The sequence below is a fragment of the Levilactobacillus koreensis JCM 16448 genome (genome assembly GCF_001435525.1).
GTDB lineage: Bacteria > Bacillota > Bacilli > Lactobacillales > Lactobacillaceae > Levilactobacillus > Levilactobacillus koreensis.
This window is the reverse complement of the sequence record NZ_AZDP01000111.1, coordinates 1-892: the sequence shown is the minus strand read 5'-3', so window position 1 is coordinate 892 and position 892 is coordinate 1. Positions and strand designations below refer to the sequence as shown.

The following is an 892-nucleotide window of genomic DNA, read 5'->3' as shown; positions in this document are numbered from 1 at the left end:
ACTACGGTCCACAGCGGACTTTCACCGCCTAGTTAGCGCCCATGCCGGGCGCACATTCCACAGGAGTCTGGGGGTGTCCCAGGCTCCTTTTTAATCCCCATTTTCTCGTGCAGACTGCCTTGTAATCCACCATAGACGCCGTCCTCGGAGATGGCTAAGCTGAACGTATCAGTTTAGTTGAGCACATAATCTATCCTGGGAAGGAATCAATAATGCACCGTTTAAAATTTCTATTGTTGGCAGTTATTGCTATGATCAGTCTCTTTGTTTTTGCGCCGCCAGTCACGGGACAGGCCAAGGTCGTTTGGAAATTTCTGACATTCAAGAGTGTTCATCAAGTGCCAGCATCATTGCGTGGAACCTGGTACGCCTACGCTCCCGACTACAAGCGTAATGTTTCTTTGACCCTTAACAAGAAGTCATTCACCGTCCGGAAAAACCATAAAAATCATATCGTTAAGCTCGCCCAAAATTGGCGGACCTCCAGTTCCTCACCCCGAGTCGATTTCCGCCAAGACAAGTACGGCTGTTACTTCTACCACATTCAGAAACTGATCAGTGATGCTGACGGGTTCGGTATGATCAAACGAACGAGCTACCATCATCAGCCGGCGCTTATCTGGTACCCTACTGTCCCATTCAAACACAATCGCGTTGTCATTTACACCCATCACAAACAAAAGCACACTATTTTCCAGTCAACCAAGCACAACACCATTGTCGCTGCCTTCGGCGGAAAATAACCAAAAATGTTCCACATGAAACATTATTACATTCAAAATTGGGTCTGGGACAAAAGTCCCAGACCCTTTGTGCGCTCCGAACGTATATTGCTGAAACGTGCGCCAAAAGGCAGTCAACTCCGCTTAACCCCGATAGACAAACAATCCAA

At 47.5% G+C, this 892-nt stretch carries 1 protein-coding gene; it reads left to right on the top strand.

Annotated elements, in window-relative coordinates:
• The first annotated feature begins 212 nt into the window (after positions 1-212).
• Entirely contained in the window at positions 213-743 is a 531-nt protein-coding gene (locus FC99_RS10230) for a hypothetical protein (RefSeq protein ID WP_048733556.1), read from the top strand.
• Positions 744-892: the final 149 nt, after the last annotated feature.